Annotated in this window: 11 protein-coding genes; all 11 read right to left on the bottom strand. The window is 40.1% G+C overall.

Translation table 11 applies throughout. From position 1 onward, the window contains the following. Positions 1-168 precede the first annotated feature (168 nt). Positions 169-1,230, bottom strand: a complete 1,062-nt coding sequence (locus tag FIS9605_RS0121775; protein WP_026734486.1) for an NAD-dependent epimerase/dehydratase family protein — start codon at positions 1,228-1,230, stop codon at positions 169-171. Between the two features lie 79 nt (positions 1,231-1,309). Then, positions 1,310-2,158 carry an FkbM family methyltransferase gene (locus tag FIS9605_RS0121770; RefSeq protein ID WP_026734485.1) on the bottom strand — a complete coding sequence of 283 codons (849 nt, stop codon included), beginning with the start codon at positions 2,156-2,158 and terminating at the stop codon, positions 1,310-1,312. Positions 2,159-2,209: 51 nt separating this feature from the next. After that, a complete protein-coding gene (locus FIS9605_RS0121765) occupies positions 2,210-3,364 on the bottom strand; it encodes a glycosyltransferase family 4 protein (protein ID WP_026734484.1) in 1,155 nt (384 codons plus the stop codon). A 136-nt stretch (positions 3,365-3,500) separates the two neighbouring features. Beyond that, positions 3,501-4,376, bottom strand: coding sequence for a glycosyltransferase family 2 protein (locus FIS9605_RS0121760; RefSeq protein WP_026734483.1), 876 nt, complete (start codon positions 4,374-4,376; stop codon positions 3,501-3,503). A gap of 22 nt (positions 4,377-4,398) precedes the next feature. Then, positions 4,399-5,268 carry a glycosyltransferase family 2 protein gene (locus FIS9605_RS0121755; protein WP_026734482.1) on the bottom strand — a complete coding sequence of 290 codons (870 nt, stop codon included), beginning with the start codon at positions 5,266-5,268 and terminating at the stop codon, positions 4,399-4,401. A gap of 51 nt (positions 5,269-5,319) precedes the next feature. Continuing rightward, on the bottom strand, positions 5,320-6,318 hold the full coding sequence (locus FIS9605_RS0121750; protein ID WP_026734481.1) for a glycosyltransferase family 2 protein: 999 nt from the start codon (positions 6,316-6,318) through the stop codon (positions 5,320-5,322). Between the two features lie 91 nt (positions 6,319-6,409). Next, complete coding sequence (locus FIS9605_RS37745; protein ID WP_051470094.1) at positions 6,410-7,351, bottom strand: glycosyltransferase; 942 nt, start codon at positions 7,349-7,351, stop codon at positions 6,410-6,412. A gap of 88 nt (positions 7,352-7,439) precedes the next feature. Further along, complete coding sequence (locus tag FIS9605_RS0121740) at positions 7,440-8,579, bottom strand: glycosyltransferase (protein ID WP_026734480.1); 1,140 nt, start codon at positions 8,577-8,579, stop codon at positions 7,440-7,442. Positions 8,580-8,707: 128 nt separating this feature from the next. Beyond that, complete coding sequence (gene hepA / locus FIS9605_RS0121735; protein WP_026734479.1) at positions 8,708-10,549, bottom strand: heterocyst formation ABC transporter subunit HepA; 1,842 nt, start codon at positions 10,547-10,549, stop codon at positions 8,708-8,710. Between the two features lie 253 nt (positions 10,550-10,802). Further along, complete coding sequence (hepC, locus tag FIS9605_RS0121725) at positions 10,803-11,621, bottom strand: heterocyst development glycosyltransferase HepC (RefSeq protein WP_026734477.1); 819 nt, start codon at positions 11,619-11,621, stop codon at positions 10,803-10,805. A gap of 958 nt (positions 11,622-12,579) precedes the next feature. After that, a complete protein-coding gene (locus tag FIS9605_RS0121720) occupies positions 12,580-14,811 on the bottom strand; it encodes a GumC family protein (protein ID WP_026734476.1) in 2,232 nt (743 codons plus the stop codon). Between the last annotated feature and the right edge of the window lie 9 nt (positions 14,812-14,820).

Below are 14,820 nucleotides of genomic sequence, written 5' to 3'. Positions count from 1 at the left end.
AGAAATCTCACATCAAAAGCCTTCTGACTTGTAAAGTAATACCAATAAAAAAGAATGCAACACATAGATAAGACTCTTTCCTATTCTTCTTTGTGCCTTCGTGTCTTGGTGTTTCAAAAATAAATTTTTTCACCACAAAGACACTAAGACACCAAGGAAACTCATTTCTTAAACTGTTTGACGTTTTAACCAGCCTAGATGAATCTCGCTGAAGATATCATCCAGACTTTTAGTTAGATCCCAATTTGGGTAGTGAGCTTTCATTTTAGTTAAATCGCTGATGTAGCAGATATGGTCGCCTTCGCGATTTTTATCGACGTATTCCCACACCATTTTTTTGCCAGAAACTGCTTCAGCTAAAGAAAAAGCTTCTAGAATAGAACAACTATTACCCCGACCTCCACCTAGGTTATAAACCTCTGCAACTCTGGGATTTTCGATGAAGGCTTCAATAAATCTGGCTACATCCAATGAGTGGATGTTGTCCCTGACTTGCTTACCTTTGTAACCGTAAACGAAATACTTTTTGCCTTCTAAATTGCACTTGATTAGGTAGCTCAAAAATCCATGCAATTCTACACCAGAGTGATTTGGGCCAGTCAGGCAACCCCCACGCAAGCAACAGCTTCTGATACCAAAATATCGTCCGTATTCTTGCACCATAATATCGGCTGCAACTTTAGAGGCTCCAAACAGAGAGTGTTTGGATTGATCGATGCGGAAGTTTTCAGCTATACCGTTATAGTCTGATTCGCGTGCGTATTCCCAACGAGTGTCCAACTCTTTTAGTGGTAACTCGTTGGGAGCATCTCCATACACTTTGTTTGTTGACATGTGTACGAAAATGGTTTCGGGAGTATAGCGTCGTGTTGCTTCCAGCAAATTCATCGTACCGACAGCATTGGTATCGAAATCATCAAAGGGTATTTGTGCAGCCCGGTCGTGGGATGGTTGGGCGGCGGTATGTACAATTGCTGTTGGTTTTAATTCTTCAATTAGTTTGAGTACGCCAGCGCGATCGCGGATGTCAAGTTCATGATGCTTAAAGTTACTCAATTCATCTTCTAATCGTTTTTGGTTCCAACGAGTATCGCCGCTTGGCCCGAAAAAGGCAGCCCGACTATTATTGTCAACGCCATGAACCATCCAGCCCTGGGCTGAAAAATAGGTACAAACCTCTGAACCAATTAGACCTGATGAACCTGTGACTAAAAGAGACTTGGAATTCATAACTATAGTTTCCTAAATTTGTTTAGTTGAACAGTTGAAAATAAAACTAATTTTGCTTGGTTTGCTCACTTTCAGGCTTTTACCCTGCCAAGACACTCGCTGCTATGGATTCACGCACAAAAGCATCCATATTATCATGGTCTAGGGTATGAGCGGGGATGTATTGGAATTCTTGTTGCTGTATAGTTTTAATTAAACCTGGATAATCTACTACTTCTGGGTGGAACTCTGCAATGATTGCCTTCACTCTCTTCAGCCACGAGAGATTGCCTGATAGTAGCTGCTGCTCACCGCCTTCTATATCCAGCTTGACCAAGTCCACTTCTTGATCGTGAGGCAGTTCAGCAAGCAGCGTTGTCATAGATATCATTTTCACCTGCTCCCCTGTTGTGGCTTGTTCTCCATTTACAGCCACTCTTCCCATATTGGAATCTTGGGATGACTCAAAAGTGACTACCCCATCAGTTGGGCCGATCGCTGCTTCTATGACAGTGGCATTAATTTTATTGTTGATAAGATTTTTACGTACTAGCTGAGCGTTACTCGGATTTGGCTCTATGGCGATAATCTTGTCACATCCATATTGCTGGTGTAGCCACAGACTTGTCAAACCAATGTTTGCACCAAGGTCAACTACTAAACCGGGCTTGAGGGAGAATGGCAAGCGGTATGCATCGTCAAGCCACACTTCACGTATACTTTGGATATCTCCGCGATTAAGACGATATGTGAGGACAAGACCATTCGAGCAGCGGATGGTACGCTCTTGATTGCGAGATTTGAGATCAATAACTTTTAGTATCCTGTAGAGAACTAAGTCAGACACTAGACGCAGACGCGAACTGAAATCGCCTGCTAACGACCATGCTTGTCGTACTTCATGCAATGTTTGTCTGACGGTTTTCCAAAGAGAAAGTAACGAGTTCATAAGGATAAACTTCTTCGCAGGGTGTTGTAGAATTATCGAGTCTAGGTAAATTTACACACTTTTTTTCAACTGTTCAAACAAATCCACATAACTTTTGGCCATCCGATCCCAGCTATGTTGTTCTGCAATCGTGCGGGCGGTTTTTCCCATCTGGCTTCGCAAGTTGCGATCGCTTGCTAGCAACAGCAGTCCCTGCGCTAAAGCCTCGGTGTCATCTGGATCTGGTAAAACTATCCCAGCTTCCGGTGTTATCAGTTCAGCCGCGCCAGTTGTACTAGCCGTAATCACAGGTAGACCACAAGCCATCGCTTCAATTACTACTAAGCCAAAAGGCTCATAACGTGAAGGAAAGACTAAGAAATCTACTGCTTTCATTAATTCCGGGACATCATGCTGAAGTCCCAAAAAATGTACGCGATCGCTCAATCCCAGCGATGCCGATAGTTGTAGATATGGGCTGCCTTCGGTAATTCCCGCAACTGCTAGGTGTAACTGAGGAACTTTCACTAAGGCATGTAATACCGTATCCAAATTTTTGCGAGGGATTCTGATATCTCCTGCAAACAGTGCGAGGGGTACTTCTTGTGGAAGCCCCCACTTTTGGCGATCGCTGATACCTGGTGAAAACTCCTGCAAGTCAACGCCATTTACAATCACTTGCAAGCTTTCGGGTGGTACACCGATTTCGATCAAATCCTTAGCTACTTTATCTGAGACAGCTACAACAACTTGCGCCTGATGGAAAGCTTTTTTTTCCCAACGTGCGTTTGCGTCTGTATACAGCCACTGGTAAAAATCATATAAAACTCCGCGTGGATTCAGTACAGTCCAATCTGAATCAGGTGTAGCCCCTTTCGCGGAAAACTTCAGCCAAGAGCTATGGACAAAATGCACTGCATTCACATCTGCCGGGGCCATTGTAATAGCACCATTGGCTTTGACTAGATCAATCTCAGACCGATGTTGGCGCAACCAATTTGCAGTTCGCCAAGAAAAAATCATGTTACGGACAAATTCCGTAGGCCAGCCTTTTACCGGAATGCAAACCCATCTAACTTGGCTACTTTCTTGTAATTCCGAAGCTACCTGACTTGCTAATAAGGTAACGTGGTAGCCACGACGAATCGCTTCCTTTGTTACCTCATAATTTACCCGTCCCTGACCATTACCTTTAACAACACTGTGGGTAACAATGCAAACCTTCACAATTTAATATCCTGTATTTAAAGATCACTTTTACTACTATGAAACTCACCTCTCTGATACAAATGTGATGCTAAATTCTTATATCTATGCAGATTATGAAATTAGCATCATCGAAAAAAACTAACTTTGAATTAAGCTACTTACCTTCTGGGAAATACTCCAAAGACAAATAAGATGAGACTAGGCGCAAGGTTTGAATTGTCTTAAGAATGCCTTGCATACCTGCTGCTTTTAAACTGTGAGCAGTTGTGTGCAGTGAGGCTATTACTAAGTAAACCCAAGCCTTTAGCACTTTTTGCTCGGTGGATAAATATCGCTTGAAAGTGACGTAAATTCGTGAAGCTTCGTGATACGGTTTATAAAAGTCACGATTAATATCCGAACCAAAGTGATGGTTTACAGCCTCTGAGCAAAGCTTGATTTTAAATCCTTGCTTCAGCGCTCTAGTTGTAAAATCTACTTCATCACAACCGTAGACTAATTTTTCATCAAACAACACTTTTTGGAAAACACCAGCGGGGAAAACTGTGCTAATAATTACCACAGTTTCCATTTCTTCATTTTCCTGATAAGGAATTTTCTGAAAACCTAGAAAGTCTTGTTTGCCAGGAAAAATTACATGACCATCATCTGTCTGAGTTCCAGTCACAATGATTTTATCGATTTCATCCCCTGATTCTTTGACGTAATTTTCTAAATAGGCAAAAACTGTCTCCAAAAAAGTTTCGCCTAAAACAGCATCATCGTCGAGAAAGAGTACATGAGAACCAGTTACAGCCTTTAAAGCATTATTCCTATTAGCCCCTAGACCTTGTCTCGGTCCAGGTAAATATTTCACACTTGGATATTCAGCATGAATCAATGCTTCAGTATCACTGTTAGTACTGTCATCTGATACGATTGTTTCATGGATTGGATAGGTTGATTGCTCAAGAGAATCTAACGCTTTTTTTAAATTCTCTGGTCTATTTCTTGTACAAATACAAACAGAAACTGTGATTTTTTTAGACATAATTTTCTAGAATTTACGTTACTTACCTTCTGGAATATTCGAGAGACAAATAAGATGATACTAAACGCAAGGTTTGAATCGTTTTCACAATTCCTTGCATACCTGCTGCTTTTAAACTGTGAGCAGTTGTGTGCAGTGAGGCTATTACTAAGTAAAACCAAGCCTTTAGCACTTTTTGCTCGGTGGATAAATATCGCTTGAAAGTGACGTAAATTCGTGAAGCTTCGTGATACGGTTTATAAAAGTCACGATTAACAAGCGATGGCAAGTGGATATTTACAGCCTCTGGGCAAAGTTTGATTTTAAATCCTTGCCTAACCGCTCTAGTCGTAAAATCTATTTCGTCACAACCGTAGACTAATTTTTCATCAAATAACACTTTTTGGAAGATATCAGTTGGAAAAACTGCACTATTGATTACCACAGATTCCATCTCTTCACCGTCTTGATAGGGAATTTTCTGAAACCCTAGAAAATCTTGTTTGCCAGGGAACATTAAATGCCCATGATCTAACTGAGGTCCGGTCACAATGATTTTATCAATATCATCTCCTGATTCTTTGACGTAATTTTCTAAATAGGCAAAAACTGTCTCCAAAAAAGTTTCGCCTAAAACAGCATCATCGTCGAGAAAGAGTACATGAGAACCAGTTACAGCCTTTAAAGCATTATTCCTATTAGCCCCTAGACCTTGTCTCGGTCCAGGTAAATATTTCACACTTGGATAATGCGAATAGATAAGGGCTTCGGTATCACTGTTAGTACTGTCATCTGATACGATTGTTTCATGGATTGGATAGGTTGATTTCTCAAGAGAATCTAACGCTTTTTTTAAATTCTCTGGTCTATTTCTTGTACAAATACAAATAGCAACCGTAAATTTTTCAGACATACTTTTCTATAAGAATTTGCAAGTGATACCTACAATTAATTTTTTTGACAATTAGAAACGACGTGCAAATGATGATGGAGTAAAACTTAAAACCAGTGCTGCAATTGCCCGCAAACTAAACTTTCTTTGCAAAGAACGCCAGAAATAAGGACGCGCTTGCTTGGTTTGTTCAGATCGCATTAAGCCGACTCCTAGGTTAGTACTTACTTTTGCCCATTGCTGTTGAAAATAGGGTTTAAATTCCTTGAGTCTTTCATCTTCCATAAAACGCTCGAAGCAGAACATATCCGCTTGAGCTTTGCGGATTTTTGCTTGGTAGTTTTGTCTACCACTCATCATTGTTTCCGTTTGGTCATGTCTGCGATATCTAGTTAATTTTTCAGGACAATAGTAAGCACCCATTCCAGTACAGCAACAAAGGTAGGTCAAGTAAATATCCCACGAGCCACCCACTTCCTCCGGAATCTTATCCCAGTCTATAGCCTCTGTGCGAATTACAGCCGCCATTGCTGTGGCTACTGCTTGATCCACTAAACCAATTTTGTAAAAAGGTTGGTAAATGCCCTCTTGAAGATTAGCCCGTTTAAATAGCTCTGAACAATGTTCTGTAATGGCATCATTGATTGTACCATCAGCATCAATGACATAATGGTCACAAAAAGCCAAAACCAAATTAGGATTAGCTTCTAGGGGAGGAATAAGCTTTTCTAAAAAGTTTTCTTCCCACATGTCATCATCAAGCAGGGTAGCAATATATTTCCCGCGTGCCATTTTGAAGGCTTTCATGGTATTTGCGAACATTCCTAAATTCGTCTCATTGCGTGAAAAGCGAATTCGCGGATCATTAAAAGACTCCACCAGTGCTTGTGGGTTTTCCGGACTACAATTATCAGAAACTATAATTTCTATATTTTTATAGGTTTGTCGAACAGCAGTTTGCAAAGCTTGTTGCAAGTAGTCTGGACGATTGTAAGTGGGAGTAATAACACTGACTAAAGGCTCTTGAGAATTAGTGTGTAAAGTTTTTTGTAATTCAGTGGATACAACCATAGTCTTGAATTAGTTTCTAAGGTATGGAAAATTTTTACATTAACAGGTATATATTGAGATAAAGACTTAATTTGGAATAACAAAAAATTAGCTATATTCTGTTCAAACTACGTCTTTCTAACCAAAGTTTAACCACAGTGTTTAACTTTGAAGGTAATTTCGTCTCCCACGGATTTTGCAATGCTAAAAGACTAAGTAAGACCAAACTTGTTCTGTTACCTAATTTGTATTTGAGCAGTTGATAAGGCCAATGACCTGCAAGATTAACTTCTCGATCAATACCTAAATCTTTCAGTTTACTATTCAGCATCTTGGCACGGAATTCATGGTCTAGCAATATACGCATATCCCGGGTATCTTTCTGCGCTCCACTAGAGTTACTCCAATTATTGGAGCCATGAGTACGATACTGAGATAAAACTCTATCTATGCCTACTACTTCTCCCAAAAACGGAGCTAAATCAGCCAGGTAAGAATCTGCACAAATTCGGTATTCTGCTTCTGGGATGTTCATAACTTTGCACAGAAAATCTCTACTGAAACTCAGTGCTGTAGAAGGTGGAAAGGGCCACCAACCTCCTGTTCTTGCTACTTGACTGGAAATATCTCCTTTTATAGGTTTGTAAGGTGGCCAGGGTGCACTGATGATTTTGCCTGCTGTATCAATATTTTCTACTTTATGGTAAACGACCGCAGCCTTGGGATAGGTATTGAAAGCTTCAACTACCTTTTCGACTTTTTGAGGCAACCATACATCGTCTGAATCTAAAAAACAAATTATTTTACCTTGGCTGACAGCAAATCCTGCATTGAACGCCGAGGCTTGCCCACCATTTTCTTTATATATAGGAATGATTTTATCTTCGTAGCCAGCAATGATTTCCCGCGAGCGATCTGTGGAACCATCGTCTACTACAATTATTTCTGTGTTGGGATACGTTTGATTAAGAGCGCTATTGAGCGCATCTTTTATATACAGAGCATAATTGTAATTATTAATTAAAATAGTCACCAAAGGCTGCTCTATATTCATGATCTATCTATTTCTCCCCAAATAATTTTGCGTCTTAGTAAAGATTCCAGCATATTAGTTATGCTCCATTGATTTAAGATTAGAAATCTCAAAAAGTGTAACAAGTTTGAATTAGTTTAATATAGTCTGGGCGTAATTTCTCCCAACTGAAGCGATTGTAAACACTTTGATGACGAAGAATGCGCTTAGATGAGTCGTGAGATTCTGCTAAAGCTTGGGGTACTAAACCTGCTAAACTACCCTGATTATTAAAATCTGCATAATATCCTTCTTTTCCTACTACAAAGCGAGCAACTTCATAATCGTGCGCCATACAGGGTAAACCATAAGACATTGCTTCTGCAAAAACTCGTCCGAAGCCTTCGTGTAGAGAGGCTAGTACAAAAGCATCGGCAATTTTGTAGTAATTTGGCATTTCCTGATGAGGAACAGTTCTAATCTGGAAATTTTCAGTTCCAAGTAGTTCGTTGGCAAGTTTAAAAATTTCCGGTGATTCCTCGGTTTTTTGCCCTAACATGAGAAGATAGGGACGCGGTTCAGGTAAAGCAGCTATTTCACGAATGAGGTAATCCATACGCTTGTGAGCTTTACCAATGGCTCCTACTGAGAGAATCAAAGGTCGCTGTTCGGGTAATTCCAGCTTACGCCGCAAAGCTTGTCGTTGTTCTGGTCTCAATATCTCTAACTTGAATAGCATTTTGAATCCATTGGGAAGCAAGGTTTGCTTTTGGGCTGGCAATCCTACATCCAAAGCAGCTTGCAAATGAGTAGGTGCTAATTGATGCACATAATTCCAGCGAAAGATATTATTAATTGTTGATGTTGGGCCTCCGTTGCGAAATAAAAGCTTATAGCTTTGTTTTGTCAAACGACGCCAATGCCAAAGTAAATCGCCTACACTTTCATCACTGAAGTAAATAACATCTGGTTTGCCAAAATAAATGTATGGCAATAGGCTAATGAAAAACGACAATTGTTCAGTGAAGTAAGGGTCTTTCCTTCTGTAAATTGTGCCGATAACAAATTGGCTAATTTGAGTTGTTAGCCATTTTTGCCGCGGTAAGTTCCATAAAGTAATCTCTTTTTTAGAGGGCTGTCCGCCACCTTTGAAAAGAGTGATGTCAAAGCAATTAGCTTCTGATAAAACATCGAAGCATTCCCGAGTAAAAGATTCATAGCCACGGTTGACTTGACCGAGTCCTGAGCATATTAGAAAAACTTTAATCATTTCATGTTTTTAAGTAAATTTACAACATTGGTAGATGCTCCTGTCAGCTTTGACGATTATAGTTTGGATTGATTACAATATCTTTCCTATAGCGAATCTTTAATGACTAAAGATCCTTGAGGACAGCTTTAATTTATCTGTCCCATTTCATGTTGCATTTGGTGATATTTCCAAAGCTTTCCACGTTGTTCTAGCAACTCTTGATATTGCCCTTGTTCTACAATCCGTCCCTGTTCAAGCACCACTACCTTGTCAGCTCTAATAATTGTTGATAAACGGTGGGCGATCGCAATTACGGTTCTACCCACAGATAGCTTTTCGATTGATTCCTGAATTAATCGCTCTGATACAGAATCTAAAGCACTGGTAGCTTCATCCAATATCAGTATTTCTGGATCGCGTAGCAAAGCACGAGCGATCGCGATCCGCTGTCTTTGTCCTCCAGATAACCGGACGCCGCGATCGCCTAATTGTGTATCAAAACCTTCAGGCATCTCTTCAATAAATTCGAGTGCATTTGCTAGTCGAGCTACTTCTCGAATTTGAGCCTCGCTTGCTCCTGATGTACCATAGGCAATATTGTTCCAAATAGAAGTATTAAAAATAAATGTATCTTGGCTAACTACAGCCATTCTGCGGCGCAGTGAGTTAATTTCAAACTGCCGCAGATCAACTCCATCAATTAAAACCTGCCCTTGTGTTGGATCGTAAAATCGAGTAATTAGATCCGCTAATGTTGTTTTACCAGCGCCAGAAGCTCCAACCAGCGCTGTCATTTTTCCCCGTTCAATTGTTAGTGTAATGTTTTGTAAAACCAAGCTACTGGGATCGTAGCCAAAATCCGCAGATACTATATCAATCGAGCGTTTGAAGCCGCTAAATAAAATATTGCCGTTGTAGAAGTATGTTTTATTGTCAGTTCTGAGAATTTCCTTAAGCTTTTCTAGCGAGCCTTTCAAAGTACTGAGATATGCTACTGTGCCGTTAATATCCTGAATATTCGGTACGAGGCGAACTAATACAAAGAAAAATGTCAGCAATGAAGCGACTGGCAGCGTTAATTTCGTAAACGAAATAACAATTAAACTGATCAGAACTGTAGTAGCTATACCTTCTGCTAAAGGTCTCACCAGCGTCCAAGCCATGACAACTTTCATGGAAGAGTTGAGTAAGTTATTACTGGCTTTGTAAAAACGCTGACGTTCAAATTCTTGTGTACCAAATGAGTGAATGGTACGAATACCGTTAATAAATTCTGTAGCTGTAGATGCAAAATTAGCGTTGGCATTGGAAATTCCAAAACTTGTTTCTCTAATCCTGGAATTTAATGTTGATAATCCTACTGCTAATAGTGAAAATACCAGTACTGAAATAATTGAAAGTTCCCATGAAATCATAAACATCGCGAGCAAGTAGACACTGACTGTCATTGTTCGCGTAATTAAAAAACCAACACCACCAAATGCCTGTTTTAACCTTTCTATCTCCGTTGTCATTGTGTTAATGAGTTCGCCACCACGGCTTTTGGCAAAATAACTCAGTGGCAATGCTTGCAATTGCTCAAATATTTGCTTTCGCAGGCGATCTGCAAGATTTAGTTGAGCAGAGTCAGTGTAAACTGCTGAAAAGTAGTTGAAGGTTGCACGCAACCAAGTGCTTACTAAGATTAAAATAGATATCAGATATAGAGGATTAATGCCTGGTGTATTGGCAATCCAAGCATCCAACCAAGCAATACCTATCTTAGGTTGGGCATTAGGATTAGTTAAGCTCTGCAAAAAAGAAAGTAGAAAACCAATGCTAACACCTTCAAATGTTGCTGCTAGGAAAGAAAAAACAACAGCTAAAATTGCTATTTTGCGAAAGTGTTTAAATTCTTGTAATATTAAATAGTTTTCCTGCCAGAAATTGGTAGTTTTGACTAAGCTCTTGATGAGATTACGGATTGGCTTGGAAACTCTGAGATGCATGGGTGTTTTTTCTAAGATCATCTTGACAAGGCAGAACAGAATGCTTGAGTTCTATGTACAAATTGATAGAGCAATATTACTATGCTTTTGCTTGCAAGCCTTGGCATTGCAAGCAGTCGCACATAAGTATAGCTCTCATCAACTCATTTTTATGAGATTTGCTTTGGCAGTCCAAGCATAATAACTCTGTATAAATTGAGTAGTGAACTTGCCGCTGAAATTAAATTCACTACTTAATTAAGTCAGTTACAAGTTACAGAGCTTGGCTATCTAAAGGCAATAGTTGAGATTCTGCTTCTACTTGCCATGAATCAATAATCCCCGGCAGCTTATTCAGTTGTCCTTGCCTTTCTGAATTTAGTTGCACCGCTTCTGTCAATGTCAAGCAACGGGGTCCGCTCAAGCTCATTTCACCGCGCAGTACATTCAACAACAACGGCAGATTTTGAAATCCGTATCTCTGCATCCAACGCCCTAAAATCGTGATACCCTGCTCGTCTTCGCTAAGTTCCACAGAACCCGCTTCCCGAACATTGAGGTGTGTTTTTTGGTCGATCGCAGTTGTGCGGAACTTGAACATTCTAAACAACCTACCCCGTTCTCCCACACGCCACTCCTGCTCCAAAATTTGTCCTGGAGAGTACAAGCGCATCAGCCACACTAATCCCAGCATGAGTGGACTCATTGCCACCAGAAACACTAAGGCAACTATCCAATCTACCATGCGCTTTAACTGCCTCAAGATTAAGCTTTGGGGTTTTCGCTTTTGTCCAGATGGTACACGCAAGTATATCGGCTTTGACGCTTTTTCGCAGGCATTAGCCCAAAAGTTTAATCTTGCTTCTCCTAACTTTGGGTCTATGCGAACTAAATTTACTGGCGAATGCTTTAAGCACTCCACTAAGGATTGTTCGTCATCTAACGATGCTATGTATGGCTGTTTAATTTGCCCAGCAGGCTTTACCAAAAGTTGATTCCGCCGCCACACAAGTGTGCAATATGAGTAGCGGTCTTTGTGTTGCTGGCCAGCAGTGTAGCGATCGTCTAAAGTTGAAATAATTGAGGTAGTCATAATGTATTGATACTTAAATATATAAGAAGGTAGATTGCTTACCTGATATCACTATTGAGCAAAAGAACTTGAACCGTACTTAATTTTTTACTAGACAAAATCTGGAATCAATCGAGTAGATAAAACAGGATTAATTACCTTATAGTCTTCTACACATCTTGTTTGTTAGTTTCCAGATTTTAGGAGATGAATATCTATAAATACTTAAAGGTATTTGTTAGCGCTTTGATTTATCTATAAATTTTCATTTCGGACTTTGAATTTTGATGACAATGTGCTTCAATAACTAGGATATAAGAATCCGTAAAAATAGCGGACGTAAAAATAGATTCTTTATTCACTCTTTAAATAGCTTGCGCCTTTCCTCAGCGATTATTAAGTTATTATGAATCAGCTAAAAAGTGAAATTATGACAATTGCTTTTTAATAATTTTAAATTAGCGTTTAACACAATCTTAATTATTATGAATAATATAAAACGTGATGAAGCAAGAAAGCAGTTGTGCGCAGAATTAAAATTCTGCTGATTTCATGTTTTTATGTCATGTTTTCATGCTTACTTGATTTCAATATGGCTATTTACCTTTTATGCGAAATAAGCATAATATTTCCTAGAAGGCTGGAAATTCTTTCAGGAGTAGGAATTTTACTTATGTCTTCCGTAGTAGTAACCGAGGCGATCGCCTTTTTGAATTTCCTATACATGCTATGTTAAAATTTATACATTGTTTCTAAAATTGGATACAACTAAAAAATAAGTACATTGCACATACTATTTTAAATTAGTAATTTTGAAACTCTTATCAAAAAAATAACTAAGTTAGATTTTATTTATAGATTTTCTGCTTGCCAAACTTCAAACAGCCTGAATCAAGCAATTGGAGGGTAGTTAGGCGTATAAAAGCTTAACTGTGCTCCTAACCTACCCTAAGTTTGTAGCTAAGCGGGAAAAATCTGGTTATTTTTCCATAGCTTGTTGCAGTGCAAGTGTGTGTTGTTTTGCATAAGGTATGTAAGTGCTCTCAGAGTTTGATACTCCATTTGCCACAACACCAATCAGGTTTAACCGATTGAGCATGGCTGTAGCTTGTGCCAGTTGGGCTTTTGTCACCTTACCAATACTTGCTACCATTACGACACTACGACAAGATGATGCTGTAAGTAGGGCATCCACCAAACCTAGAACTGGAGGAGCATCTACAATTACCAAATCATAGTTCTCCTCAAATGCTGCCATCAATTCCTCCATTCGAGGAGAACTCAACAAATTGGCTGGGTCAGCTGGTGTTGGTCCGGCAGTTAAAATATCAATGTAGGATGAACCGGAAGATGGAATACTAATTTGGTTGGGTAGAGTAGACTCACTTACCAATAGAGTAGAAAGTCCCTGTTCGTTGGGAAGATTGAGTTGTTTGTGGAGGCTGGGGGCGCGCAAGTTAGCATCGATGAGCAGCACTCGTTTATGCAAACGAGCAGCACTCATTGCCAAACCCAATGCTAAACCTGATTTGCCATCGTCGGGTAATGCCGAAGTCACCATCAGAGATCTGAACGTGGAAACTGAATTCACAAGTTCAATATTTTTATAAATCAGATCCAGCGATTCCCAGCGTGGTGAAGATTGCAATACCTGAATTGTCCAAGGTGCAAGCACCTCTGGTTTACCGAAAGGTAACTTGAATACTGATTCTCTAGTTTTGGCTAGGGGTAACTTGGGGGTGGTTCCTAACACTGGTAAGGCAAGCTGCTTCTCTAGCTCAGCAGTGGTGTGAACGGAATCATCAGATGCATCACGAATAAAAGCGACAACAGCTCCCAACATCAATCCAACTACTGCACCCAACATGAGGTTTTGCTGGAGATTCGGGCCTAAAAAAGAACCTTCGCGCGGTTCTTCCACCATTTGCCAGTTAAACCCGCCTTTGGCGAGTTCCTGCCGTAATTCTTGTTCTGCTTTCAACAGTTGCTGCAACCTTTCACGATTAAGTTGAATTTGGGGTTGTAAGCGACCGTACTCAGCTAACTTCGCTGGGAAGCTTTTGAGTTCCTCACGCACTTGTTTTTCTTTCTCAACCAGAGTTTGGTCGCGAGCTGCTAAGGCTAGTAGATTTGTTTGTGTCTCTACTAACTGGCCAGCGAGATTCAGATCAATTTGACCAAACTGTCCTTGTTGGAGTGAGCTATCCCCTTGTTGAGCGCTAGCATCTCCAGATTGACCTCCTAAAGCACGTCCAGCTTCTTGTTGCAATAATGCTAATTGGCTTTGACGTTGCTCCAGTAGTTTTTGCACTTGGGGAGTTTCATCGGTGAAACGTAAACGTTCCTGTGCTAAGGCCAGTTCTGTTTTTTGGACTTCGTTGAGTAACGCCTGATAGCGAGAAGACTGACTCAGACGAGAAGCAACCAGAGCATTTTTTGGACTACGGTTCAGTTGTTGTTGCAAGTTAGCATAGCGGGCCCTTCCCTCCTCAAACTGAGAACGAGTTGTGCGTCTTTCTTGCAGAATATTATTTAAATTATCTTCTAGAGCTTTTGCCTGTGCCTCAGGATCGATTAAATTCTGGGCTCTGCGGAAGCGCTGCAAATTTGCTTCTGCGGCATTCAGTTCGGTAGTTACTTTGGTTATTTGTTCTCTTACAACTCTAAGACCTTTTTTTAAACGCTCATCCTGCTGTTCTCTGTTGTATTCCAAATAAACTTGTTGTAATACCTTTAAGACTCTTTGTGTTTTTTCTGGATCTGTATCGGTGAATTCTGCTTGGAAAATGTTAGTAGGATCATCTTCTTTTGTTTTTAATTGATTTAAAACTAAAGCAGCCTGGATTTGCTCCGCAGTAATGTCCGGATACTCAGGCTTGAGTTTATCAGCAGCTTTTTGCAGAAGTTTGGAACTCTGCATCAAGTTGAGTTGAGTGGCAGTATCTATCTTAACGCCAGAGTCGATAAACCTATTTTCTTCAGCACCTCCCCCCTGTGGGTTGCTTTTATAGTTTGGTTCTATCAACAACTGCATTGAGCTTTTGTAAGTAGGTGGTGTTTTTTTCGTTATGGCGGCAGCAATGGCAATAGAAGCGATAAATACTACCAAAAACCAAGGAAATCGGCGGATTAAAACCGCGAATATTTGCCCATAACCCGGTTCTGTTTCAGTAACTGGATTTACATGGGGACTCAGACTAGATTGCATCACGTTTACTAT

The sequence above is a fragment of the Fischerella sp. PCC 9605 genome (genome assembly GCF_000517105.1).
Taxonomy (GTDB): domain Bacteria; phylum Cyanobacteriota; class Cyanobacteriia; order Cyanobacteriales; family Nostocaceae; genus PCC9605.
This window is presented reverse-complemented; position numbering and strand designations above follow the sequence as displayed.